The organism is Bifidobacterium choerinum (genome assembly GCF_002761235.1).
Lineage (GTDB): Bacteria > Actinomycetota > Actinomycetes > Actinomycetales > Bifidobacteriaceae > Bifidobacterium > Bifidobacterium choerinum.
The window spans coordinates 885,129-902,666 of sequence record NZ_CP018044.1; the positions used below are offsets into that span (position 1 = coordinate 885,129).

Annotated in this window: 15 protein-coding genes; all 15 read left to right on the top strand. The window is 67.2% G+C overall.

What is annotated here, in order from left to right; all coding sequences use genetic code 11:
• The first annotated feature begins 792 nt into the window (after nt 1-792).
• Nucleotides 793-1,746 carry a P-loop NTPase gene (locus tag BcFMB_RS03405; RefSeq protein WP_232513874.1) on the top strand — a complete coding sequence of 318 codons (954 nt, stop codon included), beginning with the start codon at nt 793-795 and terminating at the stop codon, nt 1,744-1,746.
• Between the two features lie 9 nt (nt 1,747-1,755).
• The gene (locus BcFMB_RS03410) at nt 1,756-2,832 is read left to right on the top strand and encodes a CpaF family protein (RefSeq protein WP_099721062.1); all 1,077 of its coding nucleotides are present in this window, start codon (nt 1,756-1,758) and stop codon (nt 2,830-2,832) included.
• Nucleotides 2,768-3,553, top strand: coding sequence for a type II secretion system F family protein (locus tag BcFMB_RS03415; RefSeq protein ID WP_099721063.1), 786 nt, complete (start codon nt 2,768-2,770; stop codon nt 3,551-3,553). The genes BcFMB_RS03410 and BcFMB_RS03415 overlap by 65 nt, the downstream gene beginning before the upstream one ends.
• Before the next feature lie 16 nt (nt 3,554-3,569).
• Complete coding sequence (locus BcFMB_RS03420; RefSeq protein ID WP_024541665.1) at nt 3,570-4,130, top strand: type II secretion system F family protein; 561 nt, start codon at nt 3,570-3,572, stop codon at nt 4,128-4,130.
• Between the two features lie 292 nt (nt 4,131-4,422).
• Nucleotides 4,423-4,659, top strand: a complete 237-nt coding sequence (locus BcFMB_RS03425) for a DUF4244 domain-containing protein (protein ID WP_232513905.1) — start codon at nt 4,423-4,425, stop codon at nt 4,657-4,659.
• A gap of 10 nt (nt 4,660-4,669) precedes the next feature.
• Nucleotides 4,670-5,017 carry a TadE/TadG family type IV pilus assembly protein gene (locus tag BcFMB_RS03430; protein WP_099721064.1) on the top strand — a complete coding sequence of 116 codons (348 nt, stop codon included), beginning with the start codon at nt 4,670-4,672 and terminating at the stop codon, nt 5,015-5,017.
• Nucleotides 5,018-5,114: 97 nt separating this feature from the next.
• Nucleotides 5,115-5,561, top strand: a complete 447-nt coding sequence (locus BcFMB_RS03435) for an Rv3654c family TadE-like protein (RefSeq protein ID WP_157775065.1) — start codon at nt 5,115-5,117, stop codon at nt 5,559-5,561.
• Nucleotides 5,562-5,729: 168 nt separating this feature from the next.
• Nucleotides 5,730-8,348, top strand: a complete 2,619-nt coding sequence (locus BcFMB_RS03440; RefSeq protein WP_099721065.1) for a DNA polymerase III subunit gamma and tau — start codon at nt 5,730-5,732, stop codon at nt 8,346-8,348.
• A gap of 23 nt (nt 8,349-8,371) precedes the next feature.
• Nucleotides 8,372-8,974, top strand: a complete 603-nt coding sequence (gene recR, locus BcFMB_RS03445; RefSeq protein WP_024541660.1) for a recombination mediator RecR — start codon at nt 8,372-8,374, stop codon at nt 8,972-8,974.
• 204 nt (nt 8,975-9,178) lie between these two features.
• On the top strand, nt 9,179-9,940 hold the full coding sequence (locus BcFMB_RS03450; RefSeq protein WP_099721066.1) for an aspartate kinase: 762 nt from the start codon (nt 9,179-9,181) through the stop codon (nt 9,938-9,940).
• A gap of 70 nt (nt 9,941-10,010) precedes the next feature.
• Nucleotides 10,011-10,577: an ACT domain-containing protein gene (locus BcFMB_RS03455; protein WP_024541658.1), complete on the top strand. Its 567-nt coding sequence runs from the start codon at nt 10,011-10,013 to the stop codon at nt 10,575-10,577.
• 59 nt (nt 10,578-10,636) lie between these two features.
• Nucleotides 10,637-11,707, top strand: a complete 1,071-nt coding sequence (locus tag BcFMB_RS03460; protein WP_099721067.1) for an aspartate-semialdehyde dehydrogenase — start codon at nt 10,637-10,639, stop codon at nt 11,705-11,707.
• A gap of 340 nt (nt 11,708-12,047) precedes the next feature.
• Nucleotides 12,048-12,689 (top strand): DUF5701 family protein, encoded by a 642-nt coding sequence (locus BcFMB_RS03465; RefSeq protein ID WP_024541656.1) that lies wholly within the window; start codon nt 12,048-12,050, stop codon nt 12,687-12,689.
• Nucleotides 12,690-13,178: 489 nt separating this feature from the next.
• Nucleotides 13,179-15,287: a PASTA domain-containing protein gene (locus BcFMB_RS03470; RefSeq protein WP_157775067.1), complete on the top strand. Its 2,109-nt coding sequence runs from the start codon at nt 13,179-13,181 to the stop codon at nt 15,285-15,287.
• Between the two features lie 208 nt (nt 15,288-15,495).
• Nucleotides 15,496-17,409, top strand: coding sequence for a 2-isopropylmalate synthase (gene leuA, locus BcFMB_RS03475; protein ID WP_099721069.1), 1,914 nt, complete (start codon nt 15,496-15,498; stop codon nt 17,407-17,409).
• Nucleotides 17,410-17,538 lie beyond the last annotated feature (129 nt).

Sequence of the window (17,538 nt, forward strand, 5' to 3'; positions counted from 1 at the left end):
CGCCGAGAGCGGTGTTCGAATGAACATACGGTCGTCCGTAACGGACAATATGGCTCGTTTTCATGTTGCGTCCGGGGGTGCGGCGCACAAAATGGAAAAAATGCGAACATCGCCCGATCGGCGGCCGCGTCGACTTGCGAAGACCGATGAATCGAGCATAATGTTCAAGTACAAGAACAACTGAATAGCAGACCCACAAAAAGTATATGATCAGCAAGATTATTACGTTGGGCGGGTATTGGAAAGACTTACCGTTGCAACGATGAGGTTGTGCAGAGATTCTGCGCAGTTGGACTTGTAAGGGACCCACTTCGGTGGGTCCCTTTTTCATGTTCCGGCGGCGGTGCGCGGGCATATAGGCCAAAAAGTTATTGCTTTAGCTTCTAGTCGGTGCCGTTTGGGTGGCGGGCGGGGCTATGGAATTCGTTCCGGTCGATGCCGCCGCCCATGCCCGGGACGTCGTTTTCGATGGCCGCGGCCGTGCCGCACCTATGCCGCTGCTCGACACGCCGTGGCGACGCAGACGACGGGAAAAGTGAGCGTTTTGTGCTGCTGCGCAGCGTGTGCGCGGATGGCTCCGGCCCTACTGCCGGGCCGGTGTTCACAGTGAGAGAACCAGACCGTTCACGGTCGGAGAAATGTGGATAACGGTACCGTCCGTACACATACCCCCCGTTGAGATTGTGCCGGGCGCGGCGCGCGTCGTTCAATCGAGCCATGAACACATTGGCGATGATGCCTGCGTATGCAGATGGACGAGGGACGGTGGGCCGGCCGGTGGCCGCGTTCGGCATGTCCCGCAGCACGAACGAGCCGCAGCGGTACTACACGCCGCCGCGGGGAGACGCCGGCGCGCGGCCGTACCGGCCGCGTCCGCAGGAGACGATGCGCCGCACCGACGCGCGCCGCGAGCCGGTCGAACTGTCCGGCGGCAACGTCATCACCGTGTCGTCGGCGAGCGGCGGCGTCGGCACGTCGACGATCGCCGCGCTGCTCGCGCGTGCGCTCGCCGACCACCATGCGCCGGCGGCGCTCGTCGACGCCGACGTGCGCATGTGCGGCGGTGGACTCGACGTCTTGCTCGGCATCGAACACGAACACGGCTCGCGGTGGCACGACGTGCATGCGCCGCTCGGACAGCTGAGCGGCACCGCGCTGTACCGGCAGCTGCCGAAATGGGACAAGGTGAGGGTGCTCGCCTACAACCCATGGAACGGCGAGGCGCCGAAGCCGTGGGAGGTCGACGCCGCCGTCCACGCGCTCGCCGCATGCGACGAGGTCGTCGTCGTGGACGCCGGCCCCGGCGAGACGATCGCCGAATCGCCGACGCTTATCGAGGCGTCGCATGTCGTCGTCGTCGAGCTGTCGGTGCTTGGTCTGGCGCGCGGGCGCGCCCATCTCGACTGGCTGGAGCGGCAAAGCCAGGAGAGCGTCGACCGCCGCACGATGCCGCCGGGGCCGGGGCAGCCGTCACGGCCGGTCGCGGAGCATCCGGGCGACGTCGTCGCCGTCGTCGTCGTGGAACCGCACGGGCCGGCGCGGCTGCGCGGCGTCGTCGACGTCGCCGAGGCGCGCTCCTATCTCGACCGGGACGTCATCGGCACGATTCACAACGACGCCAAACTGTGCGGGGACATCCTCGAAGGGCTCGGCGTACGCGCGGTGCCGAAACGCAACGCGCTCGTCATCGACAGGCTCGTGCGGCAGGTGGAGCACGCCTGCGAACTCCGCGGGACGCTGCGGTAGGAGGTCGCCATGAACACCGCTTCGTGCACGACGCTCGAACTGGGGCCGCTCGCCGCGCTCGGCGGCGACGCGCGCGTCACCGACATCGTCGTCACCTGCGACGGCACCGTCTGGTTCGACGGCGGCCACGGCATGCAGCTCGCGCATACGACGATTCCGCTCGACGATCCGGCGGTGCTGCGCGAGCTGGCCGTGCGATTGTGCGCGCAGCTGGGCGTACGGCTCGACGAGACGCAGCCGATCGCCGACGCGTCCGCCGACGACGGCACGCGTGTGCACGCCGTCATCGCGCCGATCGTGCCGCACGGCGCATCGATCTCCATCTGTTTCCCCGACCGTGCGCGCGCCGATCTGGAATCGCTCGCCGCGGTCGGCATGTTCCCGGCCCAATGGACGCCGATGCTGCGCATGCTCGTGCGCGCCAGGGCGAACATCCTCATCTCGGGCGCGACCGGCACCGGCAAGACGACGTTGCTCAAGGCGCTGCTCGCAAGCTGCGCGCCGAACGAGCGGATCGTGACGGTGGAGGAGGTGCGCGAACTCGCCGCCGTGCCGCATCCGCACGTCGTCTCGCTCGTCGCGCGCGACGCGAACGTCGAAGGCGCCGGGCAGGTCGGATTGCCCGAACTCGTCAAGGCGACGTTGCGCATGCGGCCCGACCGGATCGTCGTAGGCGAAGTGCGCGGCGAGGAGGTCGTCGATCTGCTCCGGGCGCTCAATTCCGGGCATCGCGGGTCGCTGAGCACAATCCATGCCGACGGCGTGGACCGTGTGCCGTCGCGTCTCGTCTCGCTCGGCATGCTCGCCGGCGTGGCGCCGGACGCGCTCGAACGGCTCGCCGACGGCGCCTTCGACGTGCTCATCCATCTTGAACGGCTCGGCGGCCGCCGTCATATCGCGCAGATCGGCATGCTCGACTGCCGCGACGGCAGGCTGCACGGTCGCCGCGTCGTCGCGAAGGACGGTTCCGGCGCGACGGTGACCGGCCCGGCCTGGCCCGATTTCCTCAGGAGGTGGTGCGATGACGTGGCCGATACTGGCGGCGCTGGGCGTGTTCCTCGCCGTGTGGCTTCACGAGGATGCTGAGGCGCGCCTCGGCGCCCTTGCGTCGCATGATCGTCGTCGCGGCGCGGCGGCCGATCGCGGCGCGCGCGGCAAGCCGTGGCCTGTCGGGCATATGCGCATGGTGCACGACGCCGGCCATCGCGTCGGTGTCGGTGCCGAACTCGCCGCGCTCGCCGCGCAGCTGCGTGCGGGACGGGACGTGCATACGGCCTTCGACCGTTGCTTCGGAGCGCCGGCGCGTGGTGCAGACGGTTCGACGAATCCGCCGCGCTCCGGGCAGGGTGTGACGGCCGCCGGCGCGGTGATCGACTGCAACGGCGACATCGACGTCGATCTGCTCGCCGAGGCATTGCATGCGCGCGCGCTGCCGGGGGAGACGGACACGGAGATCCGGCACGCCTCCTGTGGCCTGCGCGCCGCCTGCAGGCTCGGCCTGCGGCTGGGCTGTCCGACGGCGCGCTGCGTCGAGGCGGTGCGTGCGGCGCATGCACGCATCCATATGCGCGAGGAGCTGCGGCGCAACGCCTTCGCCGTGCCGCAATCGACGGTGAAGATGCTGCTCGGGCTGCCGGTCGTCACCGTCGCCCTCGGCGAGGTGCTCGGCGCCGACCCGATCGGCGTGCTCTTCGGCTCCTGGCAGGGGCTGTGCTGTCTGGGGCTCGGCGTCGTCTGCTACGCCTTCGGCGCCGTGTGGATGCATCGGCTCATGCAGGCTCATGCGACGGACGGGGGTGGGCGATGACTGACGGGAGCAGGGAATGGATGACGCGATCGGATGGGTCTGGTGTGCGGCCGTCTGCGCCGGATGCGCGGTGGCCGCGGCGCTCGCCGAAGCGGACGTCGGCGGCCGTCTGCGCGCATTGCCCGGCCGTATGCGCGAGGATTGGGTGCCGAGTGCGCCGCTCGTGCTGCAGCTGTTGGACGCCGCTCTGGCGAGCGGCGTATCGATTCCGCGTGCGCTGCGCGCGGTCGGCGTGTGCTGCGCTGGCCCGTGCGCCGAAGCGTTCGCCGCCGTATGCGACGAGCTGGCGGCCGGCGCGTCCTGGGACGACGCATGGAACTGCGCCGCCGATGATCCGCGGCTCGCCGGCATCGCCGCGACGGTGTGCGCGACGTTGCGCGAACCGTGGAACGACGGCGTCGCCGCCGGTGCGCAGATCGGCGCGACGATGGAGCAGCTCGAGACGACGGAGCGCATGGAGATCGAGCGGGCCTCCTCGCGGCTCTCGGTGCGGCTGCTGCTGCCGATGGGGCTGTGCTTCCTGCCGGCGTTCCTGTGCATCGCCGTCATCCCGACGATCATCTCCTTTGCGCGATGAGCGACGATATGCGGCCGACGTGTTTCATGATGTTTCACATGAAACGCGGTGTTTCATCTGAAACGCGTGGCGGCGTGGCGGTCATCCGTCGGCACAATCCGGCGCATGGGGCATCCGGTCGGCGCATCGGTCGACGTGACATGGCGGCCGACGCCGCCTATGTCAATCGACAACGCAATCGATATGACAACGCAGAATGGCAAACACATACAAACACATATAAACACATACAACAAAGGAGTTGGCAATGCAGAACATGATCTCTCTCGACGACGGCGTCGGCATCGACACGATGGACGCCGGCCGGCCGTTGCATGATCTGGGCAGGCGCATGACGCGCGCCGCCGTCATGCTCGATTCGAGGATGCGCACGTTGACGGCGCAGCCGGAGGAGGGCGCCGCGACCGCCGAATACGCGGTCGTGCTCGTCGCCGCCACCGGCTTCGCCGCCGTGCTCGTCGCGCTGCTCAAGTCGGACGCGATCAAGACGCTGCTGACGAACATCGTCAAGAAGGCGCTGAGCGTCTGAGCGGTGCGGCATGCGACGGCTGTGGAGGCGACTGCGCGCATGGACGCGCGACGACGACGGGGCGGCGACCGCGGAGTTCGCCGTCGTACTCCCCGTCGTCGTCGTCGCGGCCGCGCTGCTGCTGTATCTCGCACGCGCGAGCGTCATGCAGATCTCGTGCCAGGACGCGGCGGCCGACGTCGCGCGCGCCGCGCTCATCAGCGGCGACGGCGTGGTCGCGCCTGCCGGCGTGCAGGTGACGGTCGCCGAGAGTGGCGGCCACATCACCGTCACGACGACCTGCCATGTGCTCGCCGATCCGCTCGGCGTGCTGCCGACGACGGTGCACGGCCGCGCCGTCGTCGTGAAACAGGAATGAATCGGTGATGAGCCTAAATGAATGAATCGGAGCGGCGATCCGGCGCGACTGGGCGGAAGGTCGCGCTCGGCGCGATGGTCGATGAAGGAGGATGTCGATGACGGGAACGATGAAGAGGGTGTGGCGCTGTGTCCGGATGCGCGTCGCCGGCATCGCCGCGCGATTGCGTCGGCGCGGCGTGCGTCCGCATGGCGCAGACGGCGAGGACGAGGGGTCGGCGACGGTCGTCGGCGTCGCGCTCGTCGTCGCCGCGGCCGTGCTCGTCGGCGCATTGGCCGCCACCGGCAACATCGTGCTGCGGCAGTCGCAGGCGCGCACGGCGGCGGACGTGGCCGCGCTCGGCGCCGCGTCGGCGCTGTGGCGGGGCGACGGCACGCCGTGCGCGGTGGCGGCATGGCTGAGCGATGCGAACGCCGGAAATCTGGAACGCTGCGACGTCGATGGCGACGACATCAGCGTCAGCGTGCATGTACCGACCGACGTGCCCTTCGTCGACTATGTGACGGCGAGCGCGAGGGCGGGGCCACGCCCGTGCGGTGGCTGACGTCCCTATGATGAACGGACGGCGGTCGTGCCCGGCGCAGCCGCAACACGCGGCGCACGGGCGCGGGCATGCGTCGCGCGCCGGATGCGGCCGCCGTCTCGGGTGAGCAGGCTGTACCTTAGAAGCAGTGAACAGCGAGGCAATCGCGATGGAGAAACGGGAAGCAACATGGCATTAGCGCTTTATCGCCGGTATCGGCCGGACACGTTCGAAGGCGTCATCGGGCAGGACCAGGTGACGGTGCCGCTCATGCGCGCGCTCGACGAGCACAAGCTCACGCACGCGTACCTGTTCTCGGGGCCGCGCGGATGCGGCAAGACGAGCTCGGCGCGCATCCTCGCCCGCTGCGTGAACTGCGTCAAGGGACCGACCTCGCATCCCTGCGGCGAATGCGACAGCTGTCGCGACCTCGCGACCGGCGGCCCCGGATCGATCGACGTCGTGGAGATCGACGCCGCGAGCCACAACGGCGTCGACGATGCGCGCGAACTGCGCGAACGCGCCGGTTTCGCACCCGCGCGCGATCGCTACAAGATCTTCATCCTCGACGAGGCGCATATGGTGACGCCGCAGGGCTTCAACGCGCTGCTCAAGATCGTCGAGGAGCCGCCGGAGCATGTCATGTTCATCTTCGCGACGACCGAACCGGAGAAGGTCATCGGCACGATCCGCTCGCGCACCCACCACTATCCGTTCCGCCTGGTGCCGCCGGAGACGATGGGGCCGTACCTCGAGCAGATCTGTGAGCAGGAGCACGTCGAGACCGAACCCGGCGTGCTGCGGCTCGCGATGCGCGCCGGCGGCGGCTCGGTGCGCGATACATTGTCCGTGCTCGACCAGCTGATGGTCGGCGCCGTCGACGGCGACATCACCTATGATTCCGCCGTCGCATTGCTCGGCTTCACGCCCGACGTGCTTATCGGCGCCGCGATCGACGCCGTCATCGACCACGACGGCGCGAAGCTGTACGACGTCATCCAGAAGGTCATCGTCGGCGGCTACGACGCGCGCCGCTTCGTCGAGGACCTGCTCGCGCGCATCCGCGACCTGCTCGTGCTCACGCTCGGCGGCGACCATGCCGAACGCGTGCTTAGCGACGACGCGGCCGTCGAGGACCTCGACGACCTGCATCGGCAGGCGAAGGCGCTCGGCCTGGCGACGTTGACGGCGATGGCCGAGGAAACCGACGAGGCGCTGACGCATATGGCGGGGGCGACGTCGCCGCGCATGCGCCTCGAACTGCTCGCCGCGCGTCTGCTCGCCGGCCGGGAGACCGGATACGCGGCGCTCGGCGACCGTGAACCCGGTGCCTCCGCGCAGCCAGATCCGACGAAGCCGGCGGCCGTCGGCGGATTCATCGGCTCCGACGCGAACGCCGCCGCGGGTCACGGGCAGCCGTCCGCATCCCATATGCAGCCGGCGTCGCAGATGAACGCGACCGTCGCGCCGCAGAATGCGCCGACGGGCGCCCAGCCGTCCGTGCAGGCGGTGCAGGCGGCGCAACCCGCGCAGCCTGCCGTGCAGGGCGCGCCGCAGTCGCGCGAGCAGGCGCATCAATCGAAAGAACAGCATGCGATGGACGCCGCGGCGGCGGCGATGCACGCGGCCTCCCAGGCGCAGCGGCTCGCCGAAGCCGGCGCGCAGCCGCAGCCGGCGCCGCTGAACGGCACTCCGGACGAACTGTGGGACGCTCTGGTGGCGTCGCTGCCGGACGATGTGCGCGCCTACGTGGACCGCACGAAGGTGCCGCGCATCAAGTTCGCCCCCGACCGGCGCACCGGCGGCCGCAAGCTGATGATCAAGTTCGGCACGCCGATGGACAAATACGCGTTCGCGCTCGCAGTGAGCAAGGAAAGCGTCGACGGCAGCACCGAGGTCACCGACATCCTGCGCGCCGAGGTGCACCGCGTCTTCGGCCCCGACGTGCGGCTCGCGCCGACGCCGACGATGGAGGACGGGCAGACGGCGCCGCCGTTCAAGCATCTGCCGCCCGACCAGCAGCAGCGCATCAAGGCGCAGCTGGCGAAGGAGAACCTGCAGGCGACGCTCAGGACGCAGCTCGGCCGCGCCTCGGGCGAGCAGCCCGCGGCGGCTCCGTCCTCCGGCGACGACGCGCAGGCCGCCGACGACGCCGTCCACCGAGGCGGCTCCGCGCAGCCTCACGCCGCCGACTACGATCCGTGGGCGAATCCCAAGCCGGCGACCGAGCCGTTCTCGGCGCCTTCGGACATGTCGGCCGCATCGCGGACGTCGCAGTCGCAGACCGCGCCATCGACTCAGACGCCGGCGAACCGAGCCGCCGCCGCGCAGCCGATGATGCCGAACGCGTCGCAGACGCCGCCGGCGCAGGGCGCCGTCGCGCATCCGCCGCTGACGATGCCGTCGCCGAACGGAGCGGCCGCGTCGATGACCGAAGCCGGCATCGACCCGTGGGCCTACCGCGACGACGAACCGGCGCACATCGACTTCAACCGCGTCTCGTCGATCGAGCAGCAGGCCGCCCAGGACCGTCGCAATCAGCCGGCCGCGCCGGCCGACCCGTGGAGCCATCTCAACGATGCGCCGCAGGCGGCCGCCGAAACGGCGCCAGGCATGCAGCCCATGCAGCAGCAGCCCGCGCAGCCGCAGGTCGATCCGGAGGAGGACGAATACTCGATCAACGACGAATCGTTGGCCTCGTCGCAGACGATGAGCATCGATGAGGTCAAGGAATTATTCGATGTGAAGTCTGTTGAAGAATTCGCGGCGGACGATCCGAAGAACCCGCGCAACCAGCAGGCGCACTGAACGGACCGCCGGGGAAGGACAGCATGGCATTGGCATACGACGGCGCTATCCAGCGCCTCATCGACGCGTTCGCGAGCCTGCCCGGCATCGGGCCGAAGGGCGCGCAGCGCATCGCGTTCTACGTGCTCGGCGCACCGGACGAGGAGGCGCAGCGGCTCGTCGAATCGATCACCGAGGTCAAGCAGAAGGTGCGCTTCTGCGACGTGTGCGGCAACGTCTGCGAGACGAGCCCGTGCGCGATCTGCGCCGATCCGAGGCGCGACCGCAGCACGATCTGCGTCGTCGAGGAGCCGAAGGACGTCATGAGCATCGAGCGCACGCGCGAATACCGCGGCCTCTACCATGTGCTCGGCGGTGCGATCAACCCGATGGCCAACGTCGGCCCGAACGACCTCAACATCGCGCAGCTGCTCAACAGGCTGCAGACCGACGAGGTCAAGGAGATCATCGTCGCACTCAACCCGAACATCGAGGGCGAGGCGACGACGACGTACCTGAGCCGCCTGCTCACGCCGCTCGATGTGAAGGTGACGCGGCTGGCGAGCGGACTGCCCGTTGGCGGCGACCTCGAATACGCCGACGAGATCACATTGTCGCGCGCGCTCGAAGGGCGACGCGAGGTCTGAGCGCATCCCTCGGATGACCTCGGCCGACGCCGACGCGCCTGCGTCGCGCCGCAGGCGCCAACCCGGGCGTTTCGTATTCTGGGAAGGCGCCTCGGCGCGGCGCGGGCGCGCCCATATAATAATCGAGCTTCCTGCGTACACTGAGCACAGTCGCGGGTCCCATTAGCGTACACACAGACAAACGACAGAGAAGATTGGATAGTTGTGGCTCTTATCGTGCAGAAATACGGTGGTTCGTCCGTCGCCGACGCCGACTCGATCAAACGTGTGGCGCGACGCATCATCGAAACGAAGAAGGCCGGCAACGATGTGGCCGTTGTCGTCTCCGCCATGGGCGACACGACCGATGATCTCATCGACCAGGCGCTGAGCATCGACTCCGATCCGCCGGCCCGCGAAATGGACATGCTGATGACCGCCGGCGAGCGCATCTCGATGAGCCTGCTCGCGATGGCGATCCATGCGGCCGGCTCCCACGCCTATTCGTTCACCGGCTCGCAGGCCGGATTCATGACCGACGCCCAGTTCGGCGCCGCGCACATCCGCGCCGTCAAGCCGGACCGCGTGCGCCGCGCGCTCGACCTCGGCAGCGTCGCGATCGTCGCCGGCTTCCAGGGACGCAACGAACGCGGCGACGCGACGACGCTCGGCCGCGGCGGCTCCGACACGTCGGCCGTGGCGCTCGCCGTGGCGCTCGACGCCGACATCTGCGAGATCTACACCGACGTCGACGGCATCTTCACCGCCGACCCGCGCATCGTGCCGACCGCGCGCCGCATCCCGTCGATCGGCTACGACGAGATCCTCGAGATGTCCTCATGCGGCTCGAAGGTGCTCGCACTGCGCTGCGTCGAATACGCGCAGCGTTTCAAGATGCCGCTGCATGTGCGCAGCTCGTTCTCCCACCGCCCGGGCACGCTCGTCGTCCCCGACGGCGTCGACCCGAACACGCTGCCGAACATCTGAGTCGGCGCGACGCAATCTGACCAATCCAACCACTTCCAACCACGCATAACCCACGGAGAGCAAAAGAACCATGAATGAGCACGAAGACAAGTCGATGGGCGATCTGTTTCCCGACCTTGGCCAGGAGACGCCGATCATCTCCGGCGTCGCACACGACAGCAGCGAATCGCTGGCGACCGTCCGCGGCGTCGCCGACGAACCGGGCATGGCGGCCCGCGTGTTCGAACGCCTCGCCGAAATCGGCGTGAACGTCGACATGATCGTGCAGGCCGGCGCGTCGACCGGCACCGCCGACATCTCATTCACCGTGCCGGGCAAGGATGCGCAGCGCGTGCGTGAGGTGCTCATTCAGGAGCAGGACAACCTCGGCTATAACTCCTTCGACCTCAACCCGAACGTGGGCAAGGTCGCCGTCGTCGGCGTCGGCATGAAGACGCATTCCGGCCTCGCCGCGCGCTTCTTCAAGGCGCTCAGCGAGAAGGGCATCAACGTGCTGATGATCTCGACCTCCGAGATCCGCATCGCCGCGCTCGTTCCGCTCGACCAGCTCAACGAGGCCGTCAAGGCGCTGCACACGGCGTACGGACTGGACGCGCAGAAGGTGGAGGCCGTCGTCTACGGCGGCACCGGCCGCTGACGGCGTCGACGGTTGTAAGAGGCAAACCCAACGGCAGAACTGAACTAAGGAGCCGGCAAATGGTACAAATCAACGAACGTGGCGTCAACGTGGCCGTTCTCGGCGCGACCGGACAGGTCGGCATGGTCATGCGCCGTGTGCTCGACGAACGCGACTTCCCGGTCAAGGACCTGCGTTTCCTCGCGTCCGCGCATTCGGCGGGACAGGTGCTCAACTGGCGTGGCCACGACATCGTCGTCGAGGATGTGGCGACCGCCGATCTGAGCGGCATCGACATCGCGATCTTCTCCGCGGGCGGCGGCACGTCGAAGGTGTGGGCGCCGAAGTTCGCCGAGGCCGGTGCGTACGTCATCGACAACTCGTCGCAGTGGCGCATGCATGACGACGTGCCGCTCGTCGTCGCCGAAGTCAACCCGGACGATCTCGACGAGATCCCGTCCGGCATCGTCGCGAACCCGAACTGCACGACGATGGCGATCATGCCGGTGCTCAAGCCGCTGTCCGACGCCTTCGGCCTCAAGCGCCTCATCGTGAGCTCCTATCAGGCCGTCTCCGGTGCGGGCCGCGCCGGCGTCGAGCAGCTGATGAACGAGGCGAAGGCCGCCGTCGAGCAGGGTGCGGACAAGCTCGTCTTCGGCGGCGACGCCATCGACTTCCCGGAGCCGACGAAGGTCGTGCGCACGATCGCATTCAACGAGGTCCCGTTCATCGGCGACATCGTCGACGACGGCTCCGAGGAGACCGACGAGGAGCAGAAGCTGCGCAACGAAAGCCGTAAGATCCTACATCTGCCCGACCTCAAGGCGTCGTGCACCTGCGTGCGCGTCGGCGTCTTCACGTCGCACGGCATGAGCGTCAACGCCGAATTCGAACAGGACGTCACGCCGGATCAGGCGCGTGAGGTGCTCGAGAAGGCGGACGCCGTCGAACTCGTCGACATCCCGACCGCGCAGCTCGCCGCCGGCAAGACGCCGAGCTTCGTCGGCCGCATCCGTCAGGACCAGGCCGTCGACGGCAACAAGGGCCTCGCGTTCTTCGTGACGAACGACAATCTGCGCAAGGGCGCGGCGCTCAACGCCGTCGAACTCGCCGAGATCGTCGCGAACAAGCATTTCGCCGACCAGCTCTGACAAGCGGCTGGGGAGAGGGGCGCACGTCAGATGACGTGGGCCCCTCTCGTCGTATCTGGGGGCGGTTGCGACCGTCGCCGGTGCCGTCTGCTGCGGGGATGTTCGCGGAGAGGGCCGTCTGCGAGCGTTTCGGGTGCGTTCTGCGTCGGTGATGGTCGCTAAGGAAGGCGTTTGCGATCGTTTCGGGTGCACTTTGCGTCGGAGACGTTCGCGGAGCGGTCCGGTTGCGACCGTTCCGGGTGCATGGCGCGACCGTGCAGTTCACGGCGGTGGCCGTGGACGCGGCCGGCGCCGCCGCCTCGTGCCGTGCGCGAACAGGCGGCGGGCTATGCTGGGAAGCATGTCAAAGGCATCGATCACCGCGCAGCAACAGTTGGACCGCATCGTGGCGCTGGGATATCCGGACGTCGCCGATATGAGCGACGAATCGTTCCGCGCGCTCGCGCAGCCGCTCATCGCCGCACTCGAGGACAGCGACCTAGGCGAGGACATCCTGCTCGTGCCGACGCGCGAGCTCGTCTCGCCGGAATCGCTGATCGCGCGTACGAGCATCAACCGCATGGCCGGATTCACGACGATGCCGCCGCGCGACATCGCGAGCTTCCTGCCGACCGATGGCTTCGAGCCTCCCGAGGGGCCGTTCTATCTCGTCGTCGAGCCGCACACCGGCACCTGCTACGTCAACCGCGAACCCGATGTGGCGCGCAAGCTCATCGAATCGGACGAACGCATCCCGCTCACGCTCGAGGAGGGGCTCGCGATCGCGACGCAGCATCCGGAATGGCTGCTCGAGAAGAACGGCTTCAACCTGCTTGGCTCGCGCAGCGCCGACGGCCGTGTCCCGAGCATCTGGATGAGCCAGAGCGCGCCGCGCCTCGGCGCCGTCTGGCCGAACTCGCGGCACACGTGGCTCGGCAACGCCTACTGCATGGCGCGCCGCGGCGTCAATCTCATCGAGAACCATGCCGTCGCCGAACGCTAGATCGCATCGTTCGTTGCGGCACTGCTGAAGCGCATAGGGGAAAATATTGCCGTTATCGTCGGCAATGAGGAGTGATTTACGGCCTGTCACATACAATGTGAGCTGACAAATAGAGAAAAGATATAGGGGACAATGATGATTTGTCAGCATTGTGGATCGAACAATGATCCGAAATCGAAATTCTGCACGCGCTGCGGGAAGCCGCTGCAGCCGTCGCCGTCCACTCCGTCGGCCGCCGAAGCGCCGTCCGCGCCGGTTCCGCCGGCTCCGTCGCCCTCCGCAGGGACGCCGCCCGCGCCAATGCCGGGCGCGGCGGTGCCTCCGCCGGCGCCATCGGCTTCCTTCGGTACGCAGTCTTCGTCGGTGCCGCCGGCACCGACGGCTTCGGCCGCCGCCGCGCAGACGTCGGCTACCGATCGGACGCGTCGGTGGCTTGTATGGGCCATCGTCGCCGTCGCCATCGTCGTCGTCGCGGTCATCGCGGGATTGTTGACGTACAACGCGGAACTGTGGGGAGGCAAGACGCTGCCGCAGGCGCAGGCCGCGACCTTGACGTCGAAGGACGCCGTCAGCGCGGACACGGTGGCCGCGCAGCTGCGGAGCAAAGGTCTGCACGTCAAGAAGACGAAGGAGTTCTCGGGAGCGAAGAAGGGTGCATTCCTCGGCTACCGCGGCGCGGACGCGGGCGCTCGCGTCAAGGCGGGCAGCACGGTGGAGGTGCGTGAGTCCGCCGGCGCCGGCGTGCCGGACAGGACGGTCGGCAAGAAGGCGAAGGCCGTGACGAAGACCTTCGCGGACATGGGCGTGCCGGTGCACTACAAGAAGGTGCTCGTGTCCGATTCGAGCAAGACGGCCGAAGGCACCGTCGTGAGCACGTCGCCGGAACCGGGACAGGCCGTCAGCGAGCAGCAGCCCGAGATCTACATCGGCGTGGCCGACAAGCAGGGTTCGGGCATCCCGATGGACATCATGGGACGCGACGTGGATGACGTCGCATCCGAACTCGAGTCGAAGGGCTATGACGTCAGTGTGCGCAAGCGTCTGGCGTCCAAACAGTACATCGGCAAGGTGAGCGGATCGCAGCCGGCGCCGGGCAGCGTACTCGAATCGGGACAGAGCGTCACGTTGTTCCAGGGTGTCGACGCGCAGGGCGCCAAGGACACCTTCATCCAATCGGCGGATGACACGGGGGACACGGCTTCGATGGCCGCTGCCGGCGCGAGCACCGACGATGTGGCCTCGGGCCGCTGGTGCACCAAGGGCGGTGATTGCATCACGCTCGGCGACATGGATGGCGAGGAGGACGATCTGCAGGACTTCGGTGTTGTGGACGGCGCGAAGTCCGACGACTATGCGATGGCCGATTCGCCGCTCGTGGTCTGCGATGCGGTCCAGCAGGCGTTCTGCAGCCAAGGCTCAAAAGACTATCTGATCCAGGGCGACACCGGTGCGTTCGAACTCATGCCGCATAAGGCGTTCACCGGCTTCTGGTGCGGCGACACGTTCCTGAGCAGGACCAGCCCGGGAGCCACCCAGTACTGCAAGGCCGGCAAGGTCGCGACCACCGACAACCCATCCGATGTCGGCAAGGACACCGGCGGCAAGTACCGGATGAGCAATTTCTTCGTCGTCGCGCCCGTCGGCGCCGATCTGGACAAGCTCGAGGCCAGCGGCTACTTCGACAAGTCCGCGCTCGACGCGGTGGGCAAACAGCAGAAAGTGGACACGGACCGTCCGTTCCTGCTCTACCGTGACGTGAAGCAGTACGCCGACGACGAGCGCGAGGCCGACTACAGCAGCAAGAGCCTCAATCCGTTCCTGCCGTACAACTCCCTGTGGGGAAAGGCGAATGGCGTCAAGGACGCCTCCGTGGCGATGCGTCCCGCGCCGAGCGACGCCACTGCGTATTATCTGTGCGAGACCTCCGATCTGGATTGGGACGCGCTCGAGGACGCCGATGTGGACGGCGCCGCGCAGCAGTCCGACAAGCAGTCCGACAAGGACAAGAAACAGTCGGACGAGCAATCGGATGATGAGCAGGACAAGCAGGACAAGCAGTCGGCGAAGCCGACGCCCAAGGAGCTGACGCCCCAGCAGATCCGCGCCAGCGTCGACGGCGGCGACATGAGCCCGATCGCCGGCAGGTACTGCCTGAAGGACGGCAGCACATGCCTGACGCTGGACGCGAAGGGCAACGTGACCGAATCCGGCAAGAACGCGATGCCGCTGAGCTCGGACGATCCGAACAGCGCCACCGTGAGCCCGGTCGCCGAAGGCGCGAGGCCCTCGTGGGATATCCCCGCATCCGTGGGCATCGAGTTCCGCGGCCCCGACAGCGACTACCGCTGCGGCTCCGAACGTGGCTATGCCGCCTGCTATGAATCCGGCACCTTCTACTCCGAAGCCGAGATCACGAAGCCGGTGAATTTCGTGTACATCTTCAAGGGGGCGGACAGCGAGCAGGTCAAGTCGATCGCGCAGTCCATGCCCGAGCCGGACTACGTGGCCCCCGATTCCACGAAGCCGTTCATCAAGCTTCTCGGCTACCACATGAACGTCTCGCCGAGCGACGGCAACGTCTTCTATCTGACCGAGTAGTCCGACCATCCGGTCGGGTGGTCGGCCGGATGGTCCGACGAAAGCGCGCCATTGTAGCCTCCGTTTGTAAAGCACCTGTACGGGTTGCCCAGCATGCGGACTGCATGGCGCGCTCTTTTTATTAGCGTGTATAAGTTGATGGATACGCGCGATGCGCGTATGCAATGAAACCCCAAAGATTATGCACTCATACGCAGAAGGAGGAGAGATGGGTCAGGATCATTCGTCCGTGTTTGATCTCGCCGCAGTGGCCGCGGCATCCAACGGAGGGAACAACGACCCGCTGCTGCCTCCGGCACGTTTTATCGGCGCTCCGCAGAAGCCCAGTGCGATGCCGTACACGAAGTACGTCGCGTACGACAAGCAGGTGCCGTTTGACTACCCGGAGCGCACGTGGCCGGGCAAGCGACTTACCCGTGCACCCCGCTGGTGCTCGGTCGACCTGCGCGACGGCAACCAGGCGCTCGTCAACCCGATGGACTCCGACCGCAAGCTGCGGTTCTGGAACATGCTCGTCGAGATGGGCTACAAGGAGATCGAGGTCGGCTTCCCGAGCGCGTCCGAGACCGACTACGACTTCATCCGCATGCTCATCGAACGTGAGCTCATCCCCGACGACGTGACGATCGTCGTGCTCACGCAGGCGCGCGAGCACCTGATCCGCAAGACCTACGAATGCCTCAAGGGCGTCAGGCGTGCGATCGTGCACTTCTACAACTCCGTTTCGGTGCTGCAGCGCGAAGTCGTCTTCCGCAAGGAGAAGGACGCGATCAAGAAGCTCGCGACCGACGCGGCCGCGCTGTGCAAGGAGCTCGAGGCGGACGCCGAGGGCGTCGACCTCTACTACGAGTACTCGCCGGAGTCCTTCACCGGCACCGAGCCCGAGTACGCCGTCGAGGTGTGCAACGCCGTCATCGACGTCATCAAGCCGACCCCCGACCATCCGATGATCATCAACCTGCCGGCGACCGTCGAGATGACGACGCCGAACGTCTTCGCCGACGAGGTGGAGTACGTCTCCAACCATCTGCAGGACCGCGACGCGATCGTGCTGTCGCTGCATCCGCACAACGACGAGGGCATGGGCGTCGCCGCGGCAGAGCTCGGCATGCTCGCCGGCGCCGACCGCATCGAGGGCTGCCTGCTCGGCAACGGCGAGCGCACCGGCAACGTCGACCTCGTCACGCTCGGACTCAACCTGCTCACGCAGGGCATCGACCCGCAGATCGACCTGTCCGACATCCCGCAGATCCGCCGCACCGTCGAATACTGCAACCAGATCAAGATCTCCGAGCGTCACCCCTACGCCGGCAGCTTCGTGTTCACGGCGTTCTCCGGTTCGCATCAGGACGCGATCAAGAAGGGTCTCGAGGCCCGCGAGGTGGCCGCCGACATGGCGGGCGCCGAGTTGGACAACTTCGTGTGGCTCGTGCCGTATCTGCCGATCGACCCGAAGGACATCGGCCGTTCCTACGAGGCGATCATCCGCGTCAACTCGCAGTCCGGCAAGGGCGGCATGGCGTACCTGCTCAAGGCGAACCACAACCTCGACCTGCCGAAGAAGCTGCAGGTCGAGTTCGAGCGCATCGTGCAGCAGCATGCGGACGCGACGAAGAAGGAAGTCAAGGACGAGGACATCTGGCATCTGTTCAAGGACGAGTACCTGCCCGTCGAGGAGGCCGGCACGACCGAGGCCGGCGCCGTCGTCGGTGACCAGCAGGACATGTCGCTCGAGCAGTGGGGCCGTCTCAAGCTGCTCAAGGTGAGCCTGTCCTCCGGCGAGGACGGTTCGGACACGACGCTCAACGCGACCGTGCTCGACCGCGGACTCAACGTCGGTACCGACCCGGAGGAGGTCCGCGAGATCTCCGGCGCCGGCAACGGCCCGATCGACGCGTTCCTCGACGCCGTCAAGGTGCTCGGCGTCGATGCAAGCGTGCTCGACTACGCCGAGCACACGCTGTCGGTCGGCACCGACGCGCGCGCCGCCTCCTACGTGGAGTGCGAGATCGCGCTCGAGGACGGCGAGACGAGCATCGTCTGGGGCGTCGGCATCGATTCGTCGATTGTGACGAGCTCGCTCAAGGCGATCATCTCCGCCGTCAACCGCTCCGCGCGCTGAACGGCGTCGCGGGCGTCGTGATCGTCCGCGATGTACGATGCCAATTACAAGGCGCGGCGCACACCGGATTCGTTCCGGTGGGCGCCGCGCCTTCGTGTTGGTGACGTGCGGGGAACGTATCCCCGCACA